We start from the raw sequence: 23,946 nt of genomic DNA on the forward strand, positions 1-23,946 counted from the left end.
CGCTACCGCTCCTACAGCTCCAAAATTCCCCTCCGCCACTTTCCCTGTCTGTATATTTTCAAATTCAATTGATATAGATCGAAAAGAAGTAAAAATACATCGCCCGTGTGGGCTGCTTCAAGGAGGTCAAAAGAATGAAGCAAAAGCTATATTACGGTGCCGCATGGTACCCCGAGCTGTGGGGAGAGGCTGAGCGGCAGCAGGATCTTCAGCTCATGCAGGAGACCGGCATTAATCTGGTACGCATGGGCGAGTTCATCTGGTCGCTGCTGGAGCCGGAGGAGGATTCTATCGACGTCCGGCCGTTCGCCGAGCATATCCGGCAGCTGCACGATCACGGCATCGATACGGTCATGTGTACGCCGACCGCGACCCCGCCGGTCTGGCTGACCCACGGGCACCCGGAGCGGCTGCATATCCGGGCGGACGGCGCAGTCATGAGCCATGGGTCGAGGCAGCATGTCTGCACGAATAACCCCTATTTCCGCAAGCGGGCTGCGGTAATTACGGAAGAACTGGCCCGGGTGCTGGGGCAGCTCCCGGGTCTTGCCGCCTGGCAGCTCGACAATGAGCTGAAGGCGCATGTGGCGGAATGCATGTGCACGTCCTGCCGCTCCCTGTGGCATGAGTGGCTGGAGCACCGTTACGGTAGCATCGGCGAGCTGAATGTAGCGTGGGGAACCGGCGTGTGGAGCCACACCTACCAGCGGTTCGATCAGGTGCCGCAGCCGGTGGCTACGCCTTTTCTGCATAATTCATCGCTCGTCACCCAGTACCGGTTGTTCCAGATGGAGAAGGTTGCGGAATTCGCAGGGGAACAGGCGGCGATCATCCGCCGCTATTCGGCGGCTCCGATCACGCACAACAGCAATGTCCCTTTTCATCTGGACAATGAGCAGCTGTTCCGGGAGCTTGATTTCGCTTCGTTCGACACCTACGCCTCTCAGGCCAACAGACACGCTTATCTGCTGAACTGTGATCTGTGGCGCGGCTTCAAGCCCGGGCGGGATTTCTGGCTGATGGAGACCGGCCCGGCCTATGCCGCTTCGCTTACAAGCTACGGCGAGCCGCACCCGGACGGCTATCTCACCGCTGAAGCTGTGGCCGCCTACGCGCTGGGGGCAGGCGCCTTCTGCTATTGGCTGTGGCGGCAGCAGCGCACGGGCAGCGAGCAGACGCACAGCTCGATTATCAGCGCCTGGGGCCAGCCTGCGCTCGGCTATGACAATGTGCGCGCAGCTTCCGCCGCCAGGCTGCAGATCGAGCCGCACATGCTGAATACCCGGCCGCTCAAGTCCGAGGTGGCGATTACTTATTCGGATCGGGCCAAGGCGTTCCTGGCCACGGAGCCGCACCGGCAGCTGAACTACCGTTCCCTGCTCGGGGACTTTTACAGACGGATTCTCGATCTGGGGATTCACCGTGACCTGCTGCCGGAAGGCGGCGATTTAAGCGGCTATAAGCTGCTGTTCACGCCTTTTATCCACTATCTGTCGCCGGAATACATGGCGCGGGCGCTCGCCTTCACCGCGGCTGGCGGCATCTGGATCTGTGGCCCGCTTAGCGGAGGGCGCACCGCCGAGCATACGCTGCATACGGATGCTGCGCTGGGAGAACTGGAGCGCTTCGCAGGTGTGAACACTACCTTCGTCTACCCGATGGAGGGGCCGGGCAGCATCGGGGAGGCCTTCGGCTGCTCCGCACCGCTGTCGCTATGGAGCGCCGTCTTCGAGCCGCTGCCGGGCGGAGCCACCGTGATCGGCATGATCACGGAAGGCCGGACGCCGGGCCTGGCCTACCTGACCGAGCAGCCCTATGGCCGGGGAGCCATCGTCATGCTTGGCTCGCTGCCCTCGGGCAGCGAGGGCGACAAGCAGCTATGCGCGCTGATTGAGCATTATGCCGCCCGGGCCGGAGTCACCCGGCGCAGTGATGTCACGCCGGGCACCATTCTCTGCCCGAGAAGCGGCGCTGCCGGAGAGCTGTGGACGCTCGTCAATATGGACGGGCTTGGCGGCAGCGTCACTCTGCCGCACAGCGGGCAGGATGTGTTGACCGGCACACCCGTGCCCGCCGGTCCGCTGCCCATTGGCGCTTATGAATACAGGCTGATCTCGCTGTAGTAGTGGAATATCCTCCTGCCGATGGCGGAGAACGCTGCCTCCCACCAAACAAGTGGAAAAACGCAGCTTGCTATGCTGGTTTCCAAGGAATTTCCGGAAGTAAGTGGATAAACAACAACTAATTATGGTCGTTTAGGCCAGTTTCGGGGAAACGGGTTCATTTAAGTGCTGTTTATCCAATTGCTGTATTGGCATAGGACGGTTGCCGGTCAGCAGGTGGAGTTTATCCAACTCTTTCCCTCCCGCATCATACGCGAGTTGTCTAGTCATAAGGCGCGTGAAGCTTACGCTGGCTGGGCCCCTCCCCCTTAGCGGTGTTTCACCAGCAAGAGGAGTATTACCTGGCCCATGCCGGACACAACACAAAAACACCCGGCAGCTTCACTCCCGCCGCCGGGTGTTTTTCCTTTTACCATATCTGCCTATACGTTAGTCTTCTCTGCTTCTTCCGCCTGCTGGAGCAGCCCGATCTGGTGCAGATGATTCAGCAGCTGCTGGTAATGGTCGGCCTTCTTCTGGACGGTAAGAACCAGCTTACGGAACTGGTCTGTGTCCTGGCCCGATTTCTCCAGAATGCGCAGCAGGTCGCTGTTTATCTGCTCCACATCCTCCATGCTGCTCTCCTGGGACTCCTGGATTGCCTCCAGATGCTCGAAGACCTGCTCCTCCGCGACTACGATTTCATTCATATATACGGTGGACTCACCGATCTTCGCCGTGGTCTCGTTCATCGCGAGCGTTCCATCCCCGGACTTGCTGTGAATCTGCTCCATGACACGGGTCATTCCTGAGAGTGAACCCATAATCTCCTTCACATGGCTGCGGGTGCTGTCAGCAAGCTTGCGGATCTCCGTGGAGACAACGGCGAAGCCGCGTCCATGCTCACCAGCCCGCGCCGCCTCAATCGCCGCATTCAGCGAGAGTAGATTCGTCTGCTCGGCAATATCCGTGATGATCTTGGCCAGCTGCTCAATGCTGTGGAAATGCTCCCGCAGATCCTCATTCAAAGCAACGAACTCAGTAAATACCTCCGAGGCCTTCTGCATTTCCGCAGAGATCTGGATATTGGCTTCCTTGGCAAATTCGATTTTGTTGGATGAGTAGGACAAGCTGCCATACATTTCATTAATCAGATCTTCAGTCTGTCCGTTGTTGGTCTTCAAATGCTCCAGGAGCTGCTGAGTCCCGGCGATTTGGCCGATCATCTCCCCGCCGCCTGCCCGCAAGGCCTCGAAGTCCTCCACCAGTTGGGCCTCTTCCTTTAGGATAGCTCCAGTCTCAAGGCGGATTTGCTCCGCCAGGGCATAAGCATGTCCCCCATAAGACACCGCGCCTGAAGCGTGTGCAGACGGTTCTACGCTATCTTTACCGCTGTGAGGTACTGGTGCGCTAGCGCCCGCTTCCTCTACTGCGACTTTTCCCTCTGCTATAACCGTTTCTGTTGATGCGACTGTATCCTTAGCTGCGATCACACGCTCTGCCCTGCCCCTCTCCGCTGCCCCGCTTGTATTGCTCTGACGGTTACCGTAACTTGGAACGCCTGCAACAGAAGTGTTTCTCCCCCAAGCTGTGCGCAGTTTGCTTAACCACTCCATCCGATTTCAACTCTCCCTTATTCAACCAGCAGCAGAATCATGGTCTGATTGGCATGCTTAGTATAATATTGCTCTCCATAGCTGATGAAGCCTGTAGTGTTGCCGCAGAACCCAAGCATCCTCTCGTCAAAAGCTCCCCAAAGACCGTCCCGTGTAAACATCTGGTCCCGCAGCGTACAGTTAATATTGAGGACAAACGAAGGCTTGAACGGACTGCCGCCGAGCGTCTCCTCAAGCACTGCCAGCGGACCGGCTGAACTCAGCAGCTCCACATAAGTACTAGACATAATCTGACTGTAAAATGTGACAGAGCCATCCGGATGAACCGCCTTCGGGGAGGCTATGATCAGATCATCCTCGTATCTTTTGCCCAGCGGGCTGCTCAGAAAATGCTCTGCCAGCTCCTTCTCCGGCACTCCCAGGACACGCGCGTATTCCCCGGCCGCAGGCCGCCCGTTGAAGGAATACACCCGTCTGCCGAACACATCGGCTTCTGTCACCAGCAGCGTCTTTCCGGCCGGGACATATATATTCTCTTTGATCAGGGCGGTGCGGTCAGGCATATTGAAATAAATCCCCAGGTTCCGCACCCGGCGGGTTCCTATATAGAGGTAAGTCTCGCCGCGCTCATCGTCAGCTGCACTGCCGCCAATCACCTTGAATTGGGGGTCCATAAAATACAGCGAGGAGAGCAGCATCTCTTCCATCCCGCCTGTGCCGTCACAGAGCAGCATCAGAAAAGCATTTGGATTGCCCCGGACCTTGCGGTAAGCAATCTCCAGCGTACTTGCGCTAAGCACGGGAGGGTGCAGAATGCCCACAATATCTGCTACACCGGCTTCGTATTCAAAACCAGTAATTACGCCGCTGCGGTAGCCCTGCGGAGTATATTCCCCCTTGGTTGAGCACAATACTGCCCGCGAAGGCGCATGACGGGATAATTCCCGGACAGCCGCAGCCGCAGCGAACAGCACCAGCCCACGGTTCACATCCAGCTCCTCCAGATGGTGCCTGGCCTCGTCCAAGGTGTTAAAAGATACAGCAATCATTATGTATACCAAACCTTCCTTTGCGGAAATTTCTCCCGCATACTGTTACTGAAAAATTAAGTTATAATTTTCAATACTACTCATGTTGAACTTCCACACCCTTAAAAGGGCGGGATTCTTAGCTAGTTAGCGGGCGCATACGTTTCCGCTTTGCCCTACTGCTAAGTTAAGGGCGAGTTCATTCGCCCATCCTAGATCAGAGCGTATAGCTATCTAGGCTGGCAGACTGTTACCATCTGCCACAGGTTGACGCATGATGTTGATGGCACCGACCCGATCCCGATGCGCTGTATAACCGCAGTCGCACTGATACGTTCGATCCTTTGCTTTGTTCCGCTCTCCACAAGAGGGACAGGTTTGCGAAGTGTATGCCGCATTCACTTCAACCACTTGGATTCCAGCGAGTGTCGCCTTATATCCGATGAACATTTGCAACTGATAGAACGACCAATGATGCAGGTTTTTAGCGTTTTTACGACTTGTTCTTGTCGTCTTACGAATATCCGTCAGCTTCTCCAGCTTGATGACAGACACCTGTTCTTGAATCGCCATATTCACGATCTGGCGGCTGATTTTGTGATTCTGATCTTTCATATAACGACTTTCCTTGTCATTCTGTTTACGGATTGCGGATAGCTTTTTAAGCTTTCCTAATTTGCGGCGATAGGTACTGTACTTACGGCGAACAAATTTGTTTTTACGTCCATTTCCGCAAAATTTTGTCTTGCCACTAGAAGTCACGACAACAGCAGGCACTTTCAAGCCTAAATCAATCCCCATCACTTCATGACCCTCGGCTGGCTCAGTAGGGCGTTCGATTGAAATTTGAACAAACCATTTCGCTGACTTTTGAACCACGCGCAGAAGTCCAGGCTTCCCATTTGAAAGCATGTCTCGCTCCCGATCCGGCAGAAGCACAGGAACAACAAACCGTTGTACTTTTCCATCCAGGATCACGGGGAAAGAAATGTGGTTGCCCCAAATCGTATAATTTTGATTGTTCACGTAGTACACCCTCTTTTGGAGAAGAGGCCGCTTTTTCGTTTTCTTGAACCGCTGAAATAGGCTTTTGGCATCTCGAATGACTTGATTCTTTACGGCAGAGGGTAGATTGGCATGAATGGTTTTTGAAGTTAGTTTGGGAAACGTTCCAGACCGTTCGGCTTGCTCCGTTAATTCGTTGACGGTTCGAATGTATTCGTTGCCCATATCCACTAGTACAGACGGACGGGTCGGAAAAATGCGGATTTGAATCGTTACGGTTTGCAGGGTTTCACCCCCTCTTTTTTTGTTCTTCACCATATTGTTTGATCGTTTTGCTTGAAACGTTCCCTGCGGTACTGACCAAGTAGGAACGAGTCCAGAGGGAAGGCAAGTGGTTCAAGTGCTTAAATTGTTCACGGAGGCACCGGGAAGTGAAGTGATTCTTTTCAGTTTCGCCATAAGTTCTGCGGGAGAATCGGTGAGCAGTACGTTTAGAAAAATATGCACATGATCAGGCTTTACTTCCATTGCGAGTAGCTGCCAATCCTGTTCGGCACATATCTCTATAACGATTTGCTTAAACTGAATCACCACTTGATCGACTAGCACTTTACGTCTGTATCTAGGGCAAAAAAACAAAATGATAGTTAATGAAGGATACGGTTGTTTTGGTATTTCTGAAGGCTTGTCTCATACCTCGATTGTAGCATTTAAACAATTTAACTACTACAAGAACACGCGCTCATTTAGTACAATTTTTACAACATAAGGATGTCCCTTAAACAAAGACGATTCATCCCCCCCTAAAGGAGTTGGCTTTCGCGATTAACTTCTGTAAAACCAGAACCGGGTTCATTGTCTGTGAACAATGTCGCAGCCTGTGCCGGGTTTCCCTGGAAGGAGGTTGAGCCCTTCCTGCAAACCCTGTATCATGAATATATCACAGATCACAGAAAAGAGGCTTCGGCATATGACCTATTCCCAACGCTCCACCCACCCTGCCGCCGCATCCGACTACACGTACCTGGAGTATCAGCTCGGCATAGCCGCCGATGAATTGGCAGTTGCTGTGAAGGCGCAGGACGAGCCCCGGGCAGAAGCTATCCGGCTTAAGATTGCTGAACTCGAAGACAAGCTTGCGCTGCTTGAGGATTAAGTACAACTACTCTATCCCAACGATGGAAGGAAGGCTGATACAATGGCGATACGCGGATATTACTTTGCAATGGAAGATGAACTGGTGCAGCAAATTGCCGCAGGCAGCACCCCGCTGGCGAGCTTGAACATAGACAAGTACCCGGGGCTGGATATCGACCGTACCTGGGAGGCGATTCACTACCTGCTCTGCGGTGATATATCGGATGGGCCAGCGCCGCTCGGATATGTGGTACCGCTGCATTCCGACCAAGGTATTGAGTTCGGGTCATACGGGGCATTCTGCCTGCGTGCCGGACAAGTGGCCGAAGCGCTTGACGCCATCTCCGGACTAGATGAAGCGCAGCTGCGCCAGCAATATGATTTCCGGACCATGGCTGAGGAGGAGGTCTACCCGCTGGACCCTGATACGGTGTCTGACGATGACGCGGATGCGTTCTTTGCCTATCTGCTCCAGTTCTTCACCGAGATCCAGCGGTTCTACAGCCAGACTGCCGCTGCTGGTAAAGGTATTGTTTTCTATTTGTTTTGAAGCCTGACTCTCCCGTCAGATGGCGCGCTGGACTAGGTGGTTTATGGCGAGTGAGGTGCGTGCGCTGAATTCAGGGGCATTTGTGCCCCTGATTCCCGTGTCTAGCCCGCATTCGGCGAAATCAAGGGCACTTGTGCACCTGATTTGGTCATTTTGGCCGTTTGCGCTGAATTCAAGTGCATTTGTGCTCCTCATTTCCGCTCGCCGCTGACTTTTGCCGAATTCGGGTGCACTAATGCACCTGATTTGCTCATTTCAGCCGTTTGCGCCAAATTCAGGTGCACTTGTGCTCCTCATCGGCCTCCCCCTTCCCACCCGGCAGCTATTAGAGGGATTTATACACTTGATTTCCTCATTTAGCTTACATCCAGCAAAATCATAGGGATTTATACACTTGATTCTCTCATTCAGCCCACTTCCAGCAAAATCAGAGGGATTTATACACTTGATTTCCTCATTCAGCCCACTTCCAGCAAAATCAGAGGGATTTATACACTTGATTTCCTCATTTAGCTTACATCCAGCAAAATCAGAGGGATTTATCCCTGTGATTTCACGACGCAGCCACGCTTCCGGCCTACGGTGATCAGGGGAGGAAGGCGGGAGACCGTCTCACCTTCCGCGACCACCAAAAAAGGCTATCCCCGTCACTGCTGACAGCGGGATAGCCAAATCACTCAGTTACTTCACACCATTCTCTCTCTAGCTCAACCTAACTCATCTATCTTACTCTAGCTCATCTAGCCAAATCTAACTCTTCTGGCTCATCCTAGCTCATCTAGCCAAACCTCACTCATCTCTGTCTCACTCTAGCTCATCTATCTCACCCTAGCCACCATCAACCTCGTTCCAGTTCACCCTCAGCCTCGTTCCAGCCTAACAACCCTCAAGATCCGGCTCAACATCCGGCCCGCGCTACTCGCCTTCCGCAAACCATCACCCGGCAGCTTGCGCTTAGACCAGCTTCACCAGGCTGTAATTCTTCTTGCCCTTGCGGACGATGATGAACTTGCCGCCGATGGCATCTGCAGCTGTAATCTCCGTCTCCAGCTCATTCACACGCTCCCCGTTGATCGAGATTGCGCCTTTGGTGATATCCTCACGCGCCTGGCGTTTGGACGGCTCCACTCCCAGGTCCACGAGCCAGTCTACAATGTTCTTGGTCTCAGTGCCCGCTGTGAAGGTCGGCATTTCCTTGAAGCCTTCCTCGATTTCGTCCGCAGTCAGGGAGCGGATATCGCCGCTGAACAGTGCCGCGCTGATACGTTTAGCCTGCTCCAGCAGCTCCTCGCTGTGCACGAAGCGGGTCATTTCCTCGGCCAGCGCTTTTTGCGCTTCGCGTTTATGCGGCTCAGTGGCTACCTTCTCCTCAAGCGCCTCAATCTCTTCCTTGCTCAGGAAGGTGAAGTACTTCAGGTACTTAACCACATCACGGTCATCGGTGTTCGCCCAGAACTGGTAGAACTCATAAGGGGTGGTCTGCTTCGGATCGAGCCAGATGGCGCCACCGGCGGTTTTGCCGAACTTCGTACCGTCAGCCTTCAGCATGAGCGGAATGGTCAGGCCGAAGGCTTTGGCTTCGTTGCCTTCTTTTTTACGGATCAGATCGAGGCCACTCGTAATATTCCCCCATTGGTCCGAGCCGCCGATCTGGAGCTGCACATCCTCATTCTGGTACAGATGCAGGTAGTCAATGGACTGCAGAATCTGGTAAGCGAACTCCGTGAACGAGATGCCGCTGTCCAGACGGCTGGCGACTACATCCTTGGCGAGCATCGTGTTGATGCTGAAGTTTTTGCCGAAATCACGCAGGAAATCAATGACGTTCATATCCTTGGTCCAGTCGTAGTTGTTCACCATCCGCACCTGATTGTCGCCATCGGTAATGAACAGCTTCTTCATCTGGGCGCTCAGCGCCTCCACATTCTCCTGCACTTGCTCCATCGTCTGCAAAGAGCGCTCACTCTGGCGTCCGCTCGGATCGCCGATCGTTCCCGTAGCTCCCCCGATCAGAATTACCGGACGGTGACCGGCCAGCTGGAAGCGCCGCAGCATCATGAATGGAATCAGGTGGCCGATATGCATACTGTTGCCCGTCGGGTCCACGCCGCAATATAGCGACACCGCCTTACTCTCCGTCAATTCACGCAGTCCGTCCGCATCTGTCTGCTGGTTAATGGCATCGCGCCACAATAGCTCGTCGATAATGTTCAACATGTACAGCCCCTTTTGTGTAAGTGATTGTTCTATATCCCTTGGTATCCGTCAAAAAAACAGCAGCCCTACCGCAGCAGCCTCAGAAGCTTAAGCCCGCCACGCACCCAGCCAGCAAATTCGCACAGACAACAAAAAATCGCCCCTTGTCTATTCAGACACAGGGACGATTATCATTAACCGTGTTACCACCCAAATTGCACAGACCTAGTGCTGCACGCAGGTCCATACCACTCTCAGGCGAGTTATCGTTCGCTTAGCTCCGCTTGGCATTACCCAAGATACTCCCGAGGCGTAATTCGCAGTCCGCTTGTGTGTACCGGGTTCCATCGACCCCCGGCTCTCTGGGAACAGGGACAAGGCTGCTACTGGCTCGTTCAACGTATACCAACTATAAGATTACAGAAAGTATAGCCGCTTCTAAAATGGTTGTCAATGCGGCTGATGCATGGAATTCTTTTCGCTCCTCCCTCAGGCATGAACGGGCAGGAGAATCCCCACATCACTGAATACTTTCGTGATCACTGCGACTGCGGATTGCGGCAGTTTGCCCTGCCGGACCAGCTTCTCTCCTGCAATAAGAAGAGCCTGCAACAGATCCGTGAACTTGGCATTATGCTTAATCGTCTCACGGTCCTGCAAAGCAGTGTACCATAAGTATGCAGCCGGGTCAGTGCCCAGTTCCATCGCCGCAAGATAGAAAGCCCTATTCGGTATTCCGCTGTAATAGTGTACGCCTCCGCCATCATCACCTAGGGGGATTTCCATATACTTGCTGAAGTGAGACACTTGCCTGTCTCCAATATAGGCTGTCCCCGGCTCCTTCATGGATCTGAGCGCTTTGCCGGGAAATTCTGAACCCACAATCTCATCGCCAATGAGCCAGTCGGCCGTTCGTGCGGTTTGCCCTTTTACATACTGCTGCACAGCAGTTCCGATGACATCCGAGAAATGCTCGTTAAGTGCTCCGGATTGTCTCATGTAATCAAGATGATTGACATACTGGGTGACACCATGAGCCATTTCATGAGCGACAACATCAAGGCTCTTGCTAAGATTGATGAACCATTTTCCGTCTCCGTCACCGATAGCAAGCTGATTCTGGTTGGGTAACCACACGGCGTTATTATAATTTTTCTTAAAGTGAACATTGCATATAACATCCATCCCCTCATCGTCGATGGAATTCCGGTTAAGCTTGTGTTTGAAGTACTCCAGCGTTTTGCTGGAGTAATCGAAGGTAAGGTTTACAGCCTGATCGTTATGCAGAGCATCTCCTTCTTTGCGGCTTAATTTATACCGGAGCTCTCCTGTGCCCTGACTGTCATATACTACACATTTCGGGTTATGGCTGGCTTCGAAGGCGTTATTTACCGCCTGGCCTTCCGTTTTTTTTACCTGCTTCTCTTTCTTGGCTAACTCCGCCATACCAGCAAGTGTGCGTTTCGCATCCTCATTCCCTTTTTCCGCCAATTCCTCAAGTAAAAACTTGGGGATAAATCCTTCTTCATGTTCAATATGTCCGCTCATCATGATGCTCCTTTCGCTCTAATTAGACAGCTGTGCAGACTTTTGAGTCAGATGATTACATTCACTAACCGGACGTTCCATATGACCCTGGTCATCGGTGCACCAGGATTGCGACTGGAAGGCGAGGAACAGGCCGAGCCATTTGTCTTCCTGCTCAAAATGAATCACAATTCCGCCATCCTGCCAAATGCCGTCGTCCGCTTTGTATTTTTGAACATTCCCTTGATTCATGTGGATATTGTGGATACCGCCCGGGAAAGGCTCACCGTATACATAAATTTTAGCTGTTTCATCTTTAATTGCACGTTGCAAATAGGCATCAACCTTCTCATTTAGGTCATTATCGGGACCGTCTTCATTGTATGGAAGTGCGATCATCTTCGAGGGATCAAACAGTCCGCCGCGGATGTAGTCCAAGGCAATTTCATCACGGTTGGATTTACCAATTTTAGTGATCCCGTCCTTTAAACTCTGCAGGTGGGTAATCTGTTCAGAATTAAATTTATCTCCGACCAGATAAAGCAGCTCTGAAGGGGCCTCGGTGGATTGAACATTGATGGCTAATTTGTATTCTTTGCCGGCAGCCTTGACCACAGCATGATAATGCGGGGTGCTGTCGCCTGTGGGAGGTGCAGGTATTCCTTTGATGATTTTTCCTTTTAGCACTCCATATGGATTCAGTGGCATAATGATCGTCTCCTTATTAATTAGAAATTAAAAGCACCGGCAATCTCATAACCTTGCGCTTCACCCTTAGGCTTGAGCAGAATCAATCCGAGGTAAGGTCTGGCTTCGATCTGATTATTAAAGGAAAAACTATGCGCCACCAGCACTGTATTAGTGCTCTCTGAGGGGATGGATTCCAACAGAGTCACAAGGCGCGTCTTCATCTCAAGTGCTTCACCGGCCGGATTCTCCATAAACAATGTATCCATATGAGCCAGAGCTTCTTCAACACGGATACTCTGAAAAGCCGCCTTCCCTGTCTCCTGTGTCCGATGCGTAGGACTGGTTAACACAGGCAGACTTAGCTTAATATTCTGTTCCCTCATCCAGTTGCCTAGTAATGCCGCCTTTTCCTGCCCCTCCGAGCTTAAGCCCGGATCACCAGAAGTCTCAGCCGGCTGGGCATGGCGGAAATATAGCACATAACCGCCTTGCTGAAGCTGGTTTACCATTTCTGCAGGCGGTTGATTAATTCCGGTACCAGTCATGTTCATTACGTTGCCGCCTCCTTATTTCTCTTGGTTAAAACTCTATTTGATCTGCAATTTCAGGCAGATCAATGAAGGGATTGCGATTGCCCTGCAATTCAAAGATCAGCTGATTGCGGTGCTTCTCATGCAGGCTCACCGGATGCTCCTTATGCCAGCCCAGCAGCAGCTTAATGTCAATCCGCTCATTTTGCCGTTCGATTTTTCCCGGATACCGTACCAGGAAGTACAAAACCGCTCTCGCTGCCTCCCCCTTGCCGCTCTCCGGCTCAAAGCGGATCATCCCGCCGCGTTTCCCGCAGGCATTCCGGACGGTTTCCCGGTAGGCTTCCGGATTATAGTCAGCAAAATCATAGTATGGAATGTTGCTTCTATAGCTGTTGCATTCCTTCTCACAGATGAATAAGTGGTGCAGATCACCCCGCATAGGCGAGCTTTTGCTGAACCAGGACTGGGGAACAACATGCTCGACATTGAACCCGAATTTCTCATCGATCAGCTCCTGGAACCCTTCCTCCTCCTCCGGGCCGTGAAGGGCAAGGCTCTCCATGAACTCCTTCCGCAGCCGTTCGGTACGGTGATCCTCCCGGATCAGTTCTTCTGCATCAAGCTTCTCTCCTGAATACAGGCTGTGCAGACTGCCATCCTCGCGGATATCGACTCCGGCATACAACTGCGTCCGGCTTGCCGGGTAGGAGAAAATGCTGTTATGGGTCTCAAGCATCAGCTGATGCAGCTGACGGAACACCTGGCTTCCCCCGGACTGGAGATCCACACTGCGATAGTAGTTCACGATATCGAATTTATCCTTCTCGGCATCGTAATATCCCCGCTCCTCTTCGAGTCTGAAGCGGTTTAGCTGAAGCTTGAGCAGCGCATGCTCCATCGTATTTCCCTGCGCCCAAACCACACTCGGCACTGAAGGAATCCTCAGGTTATCCTGCTCGATGCTGCTGTCTTTATAGATGATCCGCAGCACGAGTGGAACATGATCTGAGATTCTCGAAGCATAATCAGGCATGCTTTTGTCAAATCTGACGATTCCGGCATCATCCTGCTTCCCGTCGAAGCTGATAACTCCTGCCCTGGTATCCTTGGTAATAATGATGTGATCGATCAGCGACTTATGATCACCAATGTAAGAGATATGACCTGCCTGTGCATCGTCAAGGGTTAGTGTAAGCACCGAGGGCATGTTCATCACCGGACTCAGTGACACACTTCCTGCATCATCATTCAAGTCTCCACCCAGTAGAATAGGCAGCTCCTTGAACTCTTCTGTACGCTTCAGATCCTCAATGATGACTGACAATGTCTGGGCGGCAAGCGTTCGTCTTTCGGTGCTTACCGCATCACGCATGGCTTTCAGATGCACCACAATCTTCAGGAATTCAACATTCTGGCCATCTTCTCTAACTGTACATTTTGCGAATAGAGGCTCTCTCGGAAAAGCAGTTTTACCGTTGATTTCTGAACGCAGCAGCCGGCCGTACTTCAGGTTAATGTCAGTTCTGAGCTCAACATTAGCCGTGGTCGTATCGTACAGCACCGCAAGATCCTGCCCCCCATCCGCATCAAGGTACACGTAGTCCATAGCAGCTCCGCGATTCTTCAGCTCTTGTCTCAGCCGGTCCAGCGCCCCCCGCTCTACCTCAACAAGGCCAAGCGTATCCATCGACATATCTGCCACTAAATGGGCAACATCCTTAATCCGCTGTTCACTTACGCTATTGTTGAAGTTTTCAATATTCCAGAATCCGATATCCGCGAACCGTTTATCTCCTTTAAAGGAGGGGATTTCGATTTCAGCAAGCTCTCTGCGGTTATCCACCAGCCCCTCAACATCGTAGAATCCCAGATACGGCGAAGTGCCTTCAAGCTTCTGTGTCAGCTGCAGAGCAGCAGAATCACCAGTTTGGGCAAGAGCTACAAGTTTGGCAACGATTGCGGAGATCCTTATGCCTTCATTCACTGCCTGCTGCTGATCATTGTCTGTATACCAGCCCGCATGATGCAAGGCAACAAGCTGCCACTGGTTGTTAAACACTGCTGCACCAGAGGAGCCCGGCTCCGTATCGGTCGTATAATGAATCACTTTTTCATAGACATAGCTGACTGTGTTGTCCTGCAGAGCAATCTCTTTCTGCCTGCCCTTGGGATGCTGGATAATATTCGCATATTCTCCACGGGTAATCGTTGTCGGACTCCGCATCAGCTTCACAGGAATCACATCCTCAATCCCGGCAGTCTCACAGGCTACGATTGAGAAGTCCAATTCTTCAAAAGGGGAAGTGATGAAAAATTCCTCAGGCTTCAGTGCAAGCTTGACGATCTTCCCATTCTCTTCATATCCGAATTCAACCTGGCTGCCAGTTGCTTCCTCGACGCTTGCCAGCACATGATGGTTAGTCATCACCAGCCCACGGCCAATCAAGAATCCGGTTCCAAGTCCCGCAGGTGTTACAATCCGGCAGACCGCTTTGGCGCGTTCAACTCCCTTGCTCAAAAAATCAATGGGCAGCAGATTGCTGTCACGGTGAATTTTCTCCATAATCAGTTGCTCGGTTTCTCTTCTGAGCTCTTCGTTCCCCTGCCACTCCTGCTCATCAGGAGTAATATGCAGAATGGAAACCGCACGGCGTTTCACCAGATCGCGGTAATCATCCGGTGTCAAAGGGGTATTGTCCGCAGCTGCATAACGTTTTCCGACCAGTGAATACGTCTTTCTTCCAGATTCGTTGGATATGAACATTCGTTGTTCACCCCTTACAATTTATTTTTTTGGGTACCTCCCAATAAAGAACGCAGGTATTATGTGAAATCATTAACTTGATGATACTTACTTTTTTTTACATAAATGTTTATTTGACGACATGCATTTATGCATTTAATAAGAATGCCCGTGTATGAATGACCATAATTTTCTTGCTGTATTGTTCATATCCCATAGGATGTATCGGTTTGAATAAAATGGTTTTTATAAAAATTCAAATTAGTGAAAGTATATGGACGTTGTATTTTCCAGTTCACTAACCAGCTAAAGGAGACATGAAATGAAACTCAAAGAAACAACGAATGAGATCCCCACTAAGCTTGATCCAAGACTGCAGCGGGTCATTGCCTTTAATCAAAGTGAACATAAGGATGCTCATCCGCATTTGTTCAACGCAGAATCAACGGAGACAGCGGATACCCGCGAAATCGCGGTTATCGCCAAGGTGAAGGATATGGAGGCGTGGAAAAATCTGTCCGGAGTCCGGCAAATTGCCGACTTGGGCAGCGTGCCTGAGGAGCAGGAGAATGTACGGCTCGTTACCGCCCGGATTGACGCTGATCAGATTGAACAGATCCGCAATTCACCGGCGGTAATGAGCTTGAAGTCATCACAATTATTGAAGCCCCAGCTCTTTAAGACCATTGAAGAAACCAAGGCCCGGGCGGACTTGCTGAATCAAAATACCAACAGCCACGGCGGAAAAGGGGTGGTCGTAGGGATTGTAGATTATGGATGTGACTTTACCCATAAGAACTTTATCCATTCAGACGGGACAAGCCGGATACTTAGCTATTGGGATCAGACGGTTCCTAATACCAGTGATACCGAGTTTGGTTACGGCAAAGTCTTTTCGCAGGACGAATTAAACCGTGCTCTGAAAACAGATGATCCGTTCGCGGCATTACATCTTTCTGATCCCAAACATGAAGATGAGCCCTGGCACGGAACACACGTTATGGATACTGCTGCGGGCAACGGTAACGGAACTAATGTTCCCGGTACTGCTCCTCAGGCAGATATCATTTTTGTACAATTGAATGCCGATGATGTTCCATGGTCGGGACCGGACGCGGTCAAAGGAGATTTCGGGGGTTCAGTGCACCTGCTGGAGGCTCTGCAATATATCTATAAGCTCGCCGGAGACCGGCCGTGTGTTACCAATATAAGTCTGGGTACCAATGGCGGCCCCCATGACGGCACTTCTCTGGTTGAGGTAGGGTTCGATACACTCCTAACCGCTGCTAACAATCGGGCCATCGTATTGGCCGCCAGCAACTCTTATACCGACGGCATACACGCCAGTGGTACAATCCGCCAGAATGAGGTGAAGGATCTTCGCTGGATCGTGGAACGATCAGACCGTACCTCTAACGAAATCGAGCTTTGGTACGATGCAGCAGATGAATTATCCTGCCAGTTCATCACTCCTGATGGGGATAACCTCGGGGAGGTTAAGCTCGGCACGAATCACCAGGCAGTCGGGAACCGGAATGAAATCCTGATCTTCATCTCCCACCGGAAACAAGATCCGAACAACGGTGACAACGTCATCAATATCTTCATGGAGAGCGGTTTACCGGCCGGTGCATGGACACTTAGACTGCGCGGAGAGAATATCCGGTCGGGGAAATATCATGCCTGGATTGAGCGGGATGATAATGAGAAGGATAAGAACGACATATGGTATTATAATCAATCCCATTTCGAGGAACCGCTGGATAATACGCATACCCTTGGTTCAATCTGCTGCGGCAAAAAAACAGTCGTTGTCGGTTCATACAGCGCCAAAGAAGCAGGCACACCGCTTTCCTTCTTCTCCAGCGCCGGTCCGACACGTGACGGAAGACAAAAGCCGGAGATTAGTGCTCCGGGAGGAAATGCTACGCAAAATGAACGTGAACAATTCATGGTTATGGCCGCTAAATCAGGATCAATAGATAAGGTTACTCCTATGATGGGCACCAGTATGGCAGCTCCCGCTGTAACCGGTATTGTTGCCCTGATGCTCGCAGAGGCGTGGGCCCACGGCATTTCTTTATCCAGTGAGGAAATTCAGGAAATTCTCCGCAAATCAGCAAGACCCATGTCGGGCAGTTGGCATGACCGGTATGGCTATGGACGCATCGATGCCGCCAAAGCCGTACAATTAGTCGCCGAATTAACCCCTGTCCATTAAGAGCATCTGCAAGGGGCCAACAACTTCTGTTGGCTCCTTTTGTACATAGACCCCTTTGTAAAATAAATGTAATCCAGAGTTAAACATTAAGCATATCCTTCTAACGCACAACATCGTATGGTATCTTTGTTGTAGATACACATACACCAAGCATTTTTAGATACTAAGACAAAGGAGAGTCAGCAGCTTATGAAGAGTATCGCAGTATTCTGCGGTTCCAGTGAAGGGGCTTCGCCCGTATACAAGGAATCCGCTATTCTACTCGGCAAGGAGCTTGCCGCACGTAACATTACGCTGATCTATGGCGGAGCTACTGTAGGCTTGATGGGCGCTATTGCAGATAGCGTGATGCAGGCGGGAGGTCAGGTGATCGGGGTGCTGCCGCATTTTCTGAAGCAAAGGGAGATCGAGCACACCCGTCTGACGGAGCTGATCATGGTAGACTCTATGCACGAACGGAAGCTTAAGATGTCTGAGCTGGCGGACGGATTCATTGCTATGCCGGGCGGCCCGGGCACGATGGAGGAGTATTTCGAGATCTTCACCTGGGCGCAGCTCGGCCTGCATCAGAAGCCCTGCGGACTGCTTAATGTGAATCATTATTATGATCCGCTGATTGCCCTGTTCAGCAACATGGCCCGGGAACAATTCATGCAGGAGAAGCATCATTCCATCATGCTGAACGCTACCACGCCTGAGGGCATTCTGCAGCAGTTCGCAGAGTATACGCCGCCTCCAGTGAAGCAATATCTTACAGATGAGCGCACTTGAAAAGTCTCTGCCCCCCTTATAACGCAATATACTATGCGCGAGACTGCAGCTATAGCCTGACCACTATGTAGCCTGCCTGTTCCTGCCAGAAAGAGGTTATACCTATGTCGTTGTCTGCTTATTCCGGTTATGATGCGCTGGGGCTTGCCGCCCTAGTTAAGGCACGGGAGGTCTCGGCGCGTGAGCTTGTGGAAGCCGCCTATGCCCGGATGGATGAGGTGAATCCGCTGCTGAATGCGGTGGTGCGCACCCGCCGGGAGGCCGCGCTGAAGGAGGCTGCGGAGATGCCCCTTGATTACGGGGCCGGGGATACCCCCCGTCCGTTCGCCGGCGTCCCCTTCCTGCTGAAGGATATCTCGCAGGCGATTGGCGGCGAATCGCTGACCTCGGGCGCTCTGCTGATGAAGGACAATGTCGCGAAGCGGGACTCTAACTATGTGGCCCGTATCCGGCGCGGCGGCTTCATTCCGCTGGGCCATACGAATACGCCGGAATTCGGGCTCAAAAATATCACCGAGCCCCTGCTCCACGGCCCGGCCCGCAACCCCTGGAACCCCGCCTGTTCACCCGGCGGCTCCAGTGGCGGTGCGGCGGCGGCGGTTGCCGCCGGGATCGTCCCGGCCGCCGGAGCCAGTGACGGCGGCGGCTCCATCCGCATACCGGCCTCGTTCACCGGCCTGTTCGGGCTGAAGCCGACGCGCGGGCGTACGCCGGTCGGCCCGGGGATCGGCCGCCAGTGGCAGGGCGCGTCGATTGATTTTGCGCTGACGCGCTCTGTGCGGGACAGCGCCGCGATGCTGGATCTGCTGCAGGTGGTGCAGCCGGAAGCGGCTTTTCAGACGCCGCTGTATCCGGGCGTCTACCTGGACGATCTGCTGAAGCCTGCGCAGCGGAAGCTGCGGATCGCCTTCACCACCGCTTCGCCGGTGGGAACACCGGTATCCGCTGAGGCGGTAGAGGCCGTGCTGAAGACGGTCAAGTGGCTGGAGTCCGAGGGCTATGAGGTGGAAGAGAAGCTGAGCCCGGTCAACGGGGTGCGGCTGATGGACAACTACTATACGATGAACGCGGGAGAAGTATCCGCCATGTTCCTGTCGCTGGAGAGCGCCATGGGCCGTGCAATTAAGGCAGAGGAAGTGGATATTGTCACCTGGGTGCTGGCCGAAGCCGGGAAGCAGGTCTCGGCGGCAGAATTCGTGCACAGTCTGCACGAATGGGATGTAGCCGCTGCGCAAATGGCCGCGCTGATGGACCGCTTCGATCTGTATATTACTCCGGCTAATGCAGACTCCGCCCCGAAGGTCGGAGAGCTGACCCAGACCACGGCGGAGACAGAGGAGCTGATGCAAGTCAGCGGGCTGCCGAAGGATGCGCAGCGGCGGATGATCTATGAGATGTTCGAGCCGAGCCTGACCTACACGCCCTTCACCCAGCTCGCCAACCTGACCGGCCAGCCCGCCATGAGCGTGCCGGTGCATCTTACGGCCGAAGGAATGCCGATCGGCGTCCAGGTCATGGCCTCCAAAGGGCGCGAGGACCTGCTGCTCCAGCTCGCCGCGGCTCTGGAGCAATCCCCGCTATGGGTAGGGATGAGCGGGAATGCAGGCTTTGCTTGAGGCCTGTTCCGCTTCCCTGAATACTATGCAAAGGGCCGTCCGCAGCGTGAAGTAACGCTGCGGACGGCCCTTTTGCTGTGATGTCTCCGGGAGCTTCCAGAGACTTCCGCGACCCATCAGCCCTCTCCCAGAAAAGTTGCATTGAACTTCCGCAGCAGTTCCCCGAACAGCTGTCCCTCCTCCTCCGACCAGCCCTTTAGCAGTTGTTCGATCATCTCCTGCCGGACCTGCCGGTTCTCCTCCAGACTCGCTTGGCCCGTCTCCGTAATCTGCAGCGAATAAGCCCGCCCGTCCACAGGGTCCGGTACCCGGGTGATGTACCCCTTACTCTCCAGTGAGGCAGCCTGCCGGCTGACCGTAGAAATATCCAGCTGAAACTCATCGGAGATTGCCTTGATCCCGGCAGTTCCTTCACGAGATGCAATGTGATGCAGCAGCAGGTAGGCCGCACGATCCAGATTGCCGATTTTTTTGAACGTGGTAATTGAAGTGAGACGGCGGAACAGAACCGCCATTTCCAGCTCTATTGTCTCAATTGAATGTTTGTCCATGCCGGTTGCCCCTCTTCTCTTTTATTCATTGACTTTACTCTTTCCACTTGTATAATACAAGTATATACTTTCATGATACAACTTATTTCTGCAAAGCTAATTTTCAGGGGGAACCGGTATGAAAGCCCATGAATTCATGGTCCGTCAGGTGTACAAGGTTAAGCAGGAAGACACTGTACGGACTTTTATTGAGAAATGTATTGCCCACCGGATCAGCGGTATGCCTGTCGTGAATGACCGGAATGAGATTGTCGCCTACCTCAGCGACGGGGATATTATGCGCTATATCGGCAGGCATGAGGATCTGATTGTGGATTCTTTTTTCCAGATTAATGTGTTCGTCGGGGATAATGATCTGTTCGAGGAACGGGCGCAGAAGCTGCTGGATCTGAACGTAATGGCTATCGCCAAGAAGAAGGTCATCACTGTGCATGCCGAAGAAGATATTGAAGCCATCGCCACCATCCTCGGCAAAAAGCAGATCAAAAAGGTTCCTGTTGAACGGAACCATGTGCTGGTCGGCATCATCAGCCGCGGCGATGTGATCCGCCATTCCTTCAAGGCGCTGCTCTAGGATGAACAATCCCCTCCACTAGCGCCTACTTATCCTCATGTGCTGCCTGACCGTCCAGCGTCTCTCCCCGGCAGCGGCTACAAGTTCGAAATGGCGCTTACGCTCTCCTTGTGATAGTTGCGGCACCCTGCTTTTTATGTCATTGTTGAAGCAGATGTAGTCCATTCGTCAGGTATAGTCTTTTCATAAGGAGAGAACCATCTGTGCTGCCTATTCATGAAGTCATCGCCAATCCCAAAGCCAAAGAGATCTATTTCACGGTCAGAAAACACGGTACCGTCTCCAAGCAGACCCTGCTGGACGAAAGCGGACTGACCATAAGCACGTTAACACGCATCCTGGATGAACTGTTGTCCCAGGAGCTTCTGGTTGAGGTCGGCTTCGGCGAATCCACCGGAGGACGCCGCCCTACCCTTTATGAGACGAATCCATCTTACGCTTATCTGCTCGGACTGGAGATCTCCCGGACCCATGCCAAGCTTGTGCTGACGGACTTTCATCTGCGCTTGCTGGGCGAGCATACCTGGAGCATGGATGCAGGGCTTACCCCCGAGCTTCTCATGAAGTCGCTCCACAGACAAGGCGTACAGATGCTTGACGCAGCCTCTGTCCAGCTTAGCCGGGTCGCCGGTCTGGGCATCGGCGCGGTTGGTCCGCTGGACCGCACAGCCGGAGTTATCCTGAATCCGGCCCATTTTCCTGCAGAGGGCTGGTCACAAGTACATATCAAGGAACAGCTGGAGCAGCGCCTGGGGGTGCCTGTCTATCTGGATAATGGAGCCAATACGGCACTGCTCGGCGAATACTGGGCCGGCAGCAACCGGATGCAGCAGCACCTTCTCTATCTCCATGCCGGAATCGGCCTGCGCTCCGCTATTATGAACGATGGGCGGCTGCTCTACGGCATAATTGATACCGAGGGAGCGGTTGGGCAGATGATCATTGACCGCGCGGGAGTACCGCCGCAGCTTCCCGGCGGCAACGCCGGGGCCTGGGAGAGCTATGTGTCGGTCCGGACGCTGGAGGGGCAGGCCCGAGAGGCCTGGCGGATGGGCAGCAGCACAAGCCTCCGTGCTCTGGCAGAGCATGCGGAGGCTTTAGAATTCGTCCATCTGCTGGAAGCGCTCCGGGAGCGCGATCCAGTGATGGTCAGGTTATTCGATGAGATGGCGGTGGCCTGCGGCATCGGGCTGGCGAACCTGATTAACATCCTCCACCCGGAGGAGGTCATCCTGGGCGGCCCGCTGTTCCTCGCCGCAGATTTCTACGAGACCGCCACGCGGATCGCCCTGGAGCGGACCTACTACCGCGGACAGTACAATGTCCGCTTCACCCGGAGCAGCCTGGGCGAGCGCGCAGTTGCAACAGGCGCATGCGCGCTGGTGCTGCACCAGTTGACGAGCTGAGGGTGCTGCACATGTTGCTCCAGCAGTTGACGGGCTGACCGGATGCCAGCCGCTCCCGCTGTGGTGCATTTATACACCTTATTTCCGCCCTGCGCCCGCTTTCGGCTGGATCTGGTGCATTTATACACCTGATTTCCGCGCTGCGCCTGCTTCCGGCTGAATCTGGTGTATTTATACACCTCATTTCCGCCCTGCGCCCACTTCCGGCCGAATCAGGTGCATTTATACACCTCATCTCGCTTGCGGTGCTGGTTGGGCTCCGGCATCGTTGCACCTTTTGCACAATCTCCGCGCAAGTCGCTCCTAGTAAGCCGCATTGTTGCACCTTTTGCAGGATTTCTCTAAATTGGTTACTGGCTGTGGAGCTATTGTTGCAACTTTTGCAGGAATTTCGGCGAAACGGTGCTAATTTGAGCTGGATTGTTGCAATTTGTGCAGGATTCCTGCACTGGCGGCTCCTATGTAGCTAAATTGTTGCACTTCATGCACAATCTCCTTATGGCCGCTCCTATTGAGCTAGCATTGTTACACTTTGTGCGATCTCCCCACAGTCACTCCTATTGAGCCGGCATTGTTGCACTTCATGCACAATCTCCGCGCACGCCGCTCCAATCATGGCACATGGCCCCAATGTTGTTCCACCTTTCAGCCTTCAGCTAGCTTCCATCTTATTTATTCCCCCGGTTCCAGACAGAGCCGGAGCAGATCGTCTACATGCGCCGTAGCCAGACATTCAACCGTATCCGCAGAGCCGTAATAGATTTTGACCTCGCCGTCATCCTCCAGAATCATCCCGCCGGGAAAAATCACATGATTGCGGAAGCCCCCACCAATCTCATAATCTGTCTCCGGTGCCAGCAGCGGCTGCTTGCTCATGCCGAGCACCTTGCGGGGGTCCTCCAGATCCAGCAGCATAATTCCGGCAGTATAGCGCTTCTTCCAGGTGTCTTCCCATCCGTGCTTGCCCCTGGCCGGATCCACATCCACCGCATGGAAGGTGGTCAGCCAGCCCTTGTCCGTCCGGACGGGAGGTGCAGCTGGACCGACCTTGTCATTGGCAAACGGCACCTGCTCGACAGCGAGCAGCAGGCTGGAGTTGCCCCAATGCACAAGGTCCGGCGACTCGGAGATCCAGGCGTCGAAGCGGTCCCGGCCGCCGCGGCTGTACACCGTGAAGGGACGCTCCAGCCGGACATATTTGCCGCCAATCAGCTCGGGAAACAGCACCATATTGCGCAGGTCCGGTGTAGACAGGCTGAGCACCTCGAAGTGTTCCAGATCATCGGTAATGGCAATCCCGCCGCGGATGCCATGGCGCGTATCCACGGCAAAACACATGTAACAGCGGCCGCCGAGCACGGTCAGGCGCGGGTCGTAGGCACGGATGATTTCTTCATCGTGCATTTTGAACACCGGCTTCGGGCCGGCGGTCCAGCTCAGCCCGTCATCGCTGTAAGCAATGCCGAGATCCGTAGTATGGTGCGGCGCAAGCGTCTGATCAGCCAGTGAGCCGTAATCATTGCGGAAGATCATCACATATTTGCCGTTAAATTTCGTTACACCGGCATTGAATACCAGTGCGGTGGGGTAAGGAACCTTTGCAGCATCCAGCACCGGATTGCCCGGATACCGCCGGATGAACGGGGCGGATTGCAGAATCGCCGGAATGTGTAGTGTCAT

Annotated in this window: 18 protein-coding genes and 1 pseudogene; 8 read left to right on the forward strand and 11 right to left on the reverse strand. The window is 53.2% G+C overall.

Going from position 1 to position 23,946, the window contains the following annotated elements:
- Positions 1–134: 134 nt before the first annotated feature.
- Positions 135–2,123: a beta-galactosidase gene (locus tag MHH78_RS28110; RefSeq protein ID WP_341169580.1), complete on the forward strand. Its 1,989-nt coding sequence runs from the start codon at positions 135–137 to the stop codon at positions 2,121–2,123.
- A gap of 422 nt (positions 2,124–2,545) precedes the next feature.
- On the opposite strand, the gene MHH78_RS28115 is transcribed toward MHH78_RS28110, so the two are convergent.
- From MHH78_RS28115 to tnpA, 4 genes and pseudogenes are all read right to left on the reverse strand, one after another.
- Positions 2,546–3,718, reverse strand: a complete 1,173-nt coding sequence (locus tag MHH78_RS28115; protein ID WP_341169581.1) for a methyl-accepting chemotaxis protein — start codon at positions 3,716–3,718, stop codon at positions 2,546–2,548.
- Positions 3,719–3,735: 17 nt separating this feature from the next.
- Positions 3,736–4,767: an FIST signal transduction protein gene (locus tag MHH78_RS28120; RefSeq protein WP_341169582.1), complete on the reverse strand. Its 1,032-nt coding sequence runs from the start codon at positions 4,765–4,767 to the stop codon at positions 3,736–3,738.
- A gap of 213 nt (positions 4,768–4,980) precedes the next feature.
- The gene (locus tag MHH78_RS28125) at positions 4,981–6,069 is read right to left on the reverse strand and encodes an RNA-guided endonuclease InsQ/TnpB family protein (protein ID WP_341169583.1); all 1,089 of its coding nucleotides are present in this window, start codon (positions 6,067–6,069) and stop codon (positions 4,981–4,983) included.
- Positions 6,041–6,445, reverse strand: a pseudogene (tnpA, locus tag MHH78_RS28130) (IS200/IS605 family transposase). The gene MHH78_RS28125 and the pseudogene tnpA overlap by 29 nt, the downstream one beginning before the upstream one ends.
- A gap of 276 nt (positions 6,446–6,721) precedes the next feature.
- Between tnpA and MHH78_RS28135 the strand changes: the two are divergent.
- Positions 6,722–6,907 carry a hypothetical protein gene (locus tag MHH78_RS28135; protein ID WP_341169584.1) on the forward strand — a complete coding sequence of 62 codons (186 nt, stop codon included), beginning with the start codon at positions 6,722–6,724 and terminating at the stop codon, positions 6,905–6,907.
- 42 nt (positions 6,908–6,949) lie between these two features.
- A complete protein-coding gene (locus MHH78_RS28140) occupies positions 6,950–7,438 on the forward strand; it encodes a YfbM family protein (RefSeq protein ID WP_341169585.1) in 489 nt (162 codons plus the stop codon).
- Between the two features lie 954 nt (positions 7,439–8,392).
- Here the strand turns inward: MHH78_RS28140 and tyrS are convergent.
- The 5 genes from tyrS to MHH78_RS28165 all read right to left on the reverse strand — a co-directional run bounded on the left by tyrS (position 8,393) and on the right by MHH78_RS28165 (position 15,148).
- A complete protein-coding gene (gene tyrS / locus MHH78_RS28145; protein WP_076079745.1) occupies positions 8,393–9,652 on the reverse strand; it encodes a tyrosine--tRNA ligase in 1,260 nt (419 codons plus the stop codon).
- Positions 9,653–10,123: 471 nt separating this feature from the next.
- Entirely contained in the window at positions 10,124–11,185 is a 1,062-nt protein-coding gene (locus MHH78_RS28150; protein ID WP_341169586.1) for a M4 family metallopeptidase, read from the reverse strand.
- A gap of 15 nt (positions 11,186–11,200) precedes the next feature.
- On the reverse strand, positions 11,201–11,869 hold the full coding sequence (locus MHH78_RS28155; RefSeq protein WP_076079679.1) for a YukJ family protein: 669 nt from the start codon (positions 11,867–11,869) through the stop codon (positions 11,201–11,203).
- A gap of 20 nt (positions 11,870–11,889) precedes the next feature.
- Positions 11,890–12,402, reverse strand: coding sequence for a histidine phosphatase family protein (locus MHH78_RS28160; RefSeq protein WP_341169587.1), 513 nt, complete (start codon positions 12,400–12,402; stop codon positions 11,890–11,892).
- Positions 12,403–12,430: 28 nt separating this feature from the next.
- Positions 12,431–15,148: an endonuclease gene (locus MHH78_RS28165; protein WP_341169588.1), complete on the reverse strand. Its 2,718-nt coding sequence runs from the start codon at positions 15,146–15,148 to the stop codon at positions 12,431–12,433.
- A gap of 301 nt (positions 15,149–15,449) precedes the next feature.
- Between MHH78_RS28165 and MHH78_RS28170 the strand changes: the two genes are divergently transcribed.
- From MHH78_RS28170 to MHH78_RS28180, 3 genes are all read left to right on the forward strand, one after another.
- Entirely contained in the window at positions 15,450–17,348 is a 1,899-nt protein-coding gene (locus tag MHH78_RS28170) for a S8 family peptidase (protein WP_341169589.1), read from the forward strand.
- Between the two features lie 189 nt (positions 17,349–17,537).
- Positions 17,538–18,119 carry an LOG family protein gene (locus tag MHH78_RS28175; protein WP_340942776.1) on the forward strand — a complete coding sequence of 194 codons (582 nt, stop codon included), beginning with the start codon at positions 17,538–17,540 and terminating at the stop codon, positions 18,117–18,119.
- Between the two features lie 104 nt (positions 18,120–18,223).
- Positions 18,224–19,735: an amidase gene (locus MHH78_RS28180; protein WP_341169590.1), complete on the forward strand. Its 1,512-nt coding sequence runs from the start codon at positions 18,224–18,226 to the stop codon at positions 19,733–19,735.
- A gap of 116 nt (positions 19,736–19,851) precedes the next feature.
- Here MHH78_RS28180 and MHH78_RS28185 read toward each other — a convergent pair whose 3' ends face one another.
- Positions 19,852–20,286: a MarR family winged helix-turn-helix transcriptional regulator gene (locus MHH78_RS28185; protein ID WP_341169591.1), complete on the reverse strand. Its 435-nt coding sequence runs from the start codon at positions 20,284–20,286 to the stop codon at positions 19,852–19,854.
- A 118-nt stretch (positions 20,287–20,404) separates the two neighbouring features.
- On the opposite strand from MHH78_RS28185, the gene MHH78_RS28190 reads away from it, so the two are divergent.
- Together MHH78_RS28190 and MHH78_RS28195 are read left to right on the forward strand one after the other, a co-directional pair.
- Positions 20,405–20,860, forward strand: a complete 456-nt coding sequence (locus tag MHH78_RS28190; protein WP_076079685.1) for a CBS domain-containing protein — start codon at positions 20,405–20,407, stop codon at positions 20,858–20,860.
- A 203-nt stretch (positions 20,861–21,063) separates the two neighbouring features.
- Positions 21,064–22,266, forward strand: coding sequence for an ROK family protein (locus MHH78_RS28195; RefSeq protein ID WP_341169592.1), 1,203 nt, complete (start codon positions 21,064–21,066; stop codon positions 22,264–22,266).
- Between the two features lie 672 nt (positions 22,267–22,938).
- Here the strand turns inward: MHH78_RS28195 and MHH78_RS28200 are convergent.
- Positions 22,939–23,946, reverse strand: a complete 1,008-nt coding sequence (locus tag MHH78_RS28200) for a glycoside hydrolase family 130 protein (RefSeq protein ID WP_341169593.1) — start codon at positions 23,944–23,946, stop codon at positions 22,939–22,941.

Source organism: Paenibacillus sp. FSL H3-0333 (assembly GCF_038002805.1).
Classification (GTDB): domain Bacteria; phylum Bacillota; class Bacilli; order Paenibacillales; family Paenibacillaceae; genus Paenibacillus_AQ; species Paenibacillus_AQ silagei.

Coding starts and splice junctions, on each gene's coding strand:
- MHH78_RS28110 (WP_341169580.1), top strand. CDS start 135: ATGAAGCAAAAGCTATATTACGGTGCCGCATGGTACCCCGAGCTGTGG.
- MHH78_RS28115 (WP_341169581.1), bottom strand. CDS start 3,718: ATGGAGTGGTTAAGCAAACTGCGCACAGCTTGGGGGAGAAACACTTCT.
- MHH78_RS28120 (WP_341169582.1), bottom strand. CDS start 4,767: ATGATTGCTGTATCTTTTAACACCTTGGACGAGGCCAGGCACCATCTG.
- MHH78_RS28125 (WP_341169583.1), bottom strand. CDS start 6,069: ATGGTGAAGAACAAAAAAAGAGGGGGTGAAACCCTGCAAACCGTAACG.
- MHH78_RS28135 (WP_341169584.1), top strand. CDS start 6,722: ATGACCTATTCCCAACGCTCCACCCACCCTGCCGCCGCATCCGACTAC.
- MHH78_RS28140 (WP_341169585.1), top strand. CDS start 6,950: ATGGCGATACGCGGATATTACTTTGCAATGGAAGATGAACTGGTGCAG.
- MHH78_RS28150 (WP_341169586.1), bottom strand. CDS start 11,185: ATGATGAGCGGACATATTGAACATGAAGAAGGATTTATCCCCAAGTTT.
- MHH78_RS28155 (WP_076079679.1), bottom strand. CDS start 11,869: ATGCCACTGAATCCATATGGAGTGCTAAAAGGAAAAATCATCAAAGGA.
- MHH78_RS28160 (WP_341169587.1), bottom strand. CDS start 12,402: ATGAACATGACTGGTACCGGAATTAATCAACCGCCTGCAGAAATGGTA.
- MHH78_RS28165 (WP_341169588.1), bottom strand. CDS start 15,148: ATGTTCATATCCAACGAATCTGGAAGAAAGACGTATTCACTGGTCGGA.
- MHH78_RS28170 (WP_341169589.1), top strand. CDS start 15,450: ATGAAACTCAAAGAAACAACGAATGAGATCCCCACTAAGCTTGATCCA.
- MHH78_RS28175 (WP_340942776.1), top strand. CDS start 17,538: ATGAAGAGTATCGCAGTATTCTGCGGTTCCAGTGAAGGGGCTTCGCCC.
- MHH78_RS28180 (WP_341169590.1), top strand. CDS start 18,224: ATGTCGTTGTCTGCTTATTCCGGTTATGATGCGCTGGGGCTTGCCGCC.
- MHH78_RS28185 (WP_341169591.1), bottom strand. CDS start 20,286: ATGGACAAACATTCAATTGAGACAATAGAGCTGGAAATGGCGGTTCTG.
- MHH78_RS28190 (WP_076079685.1), top strand. CDS start 20,405: ATGAAAGCCCATGAATTCATGGTCCGTCAGGTGTACAAGGTTAAGCAG.
- MHH78_RS28200 (WP_341169593.1), bottom strand. CDS start 23,946: ATGACACTACACATTCCGGCGATTCTGCAATCCGCCCCGTTCATCCGG.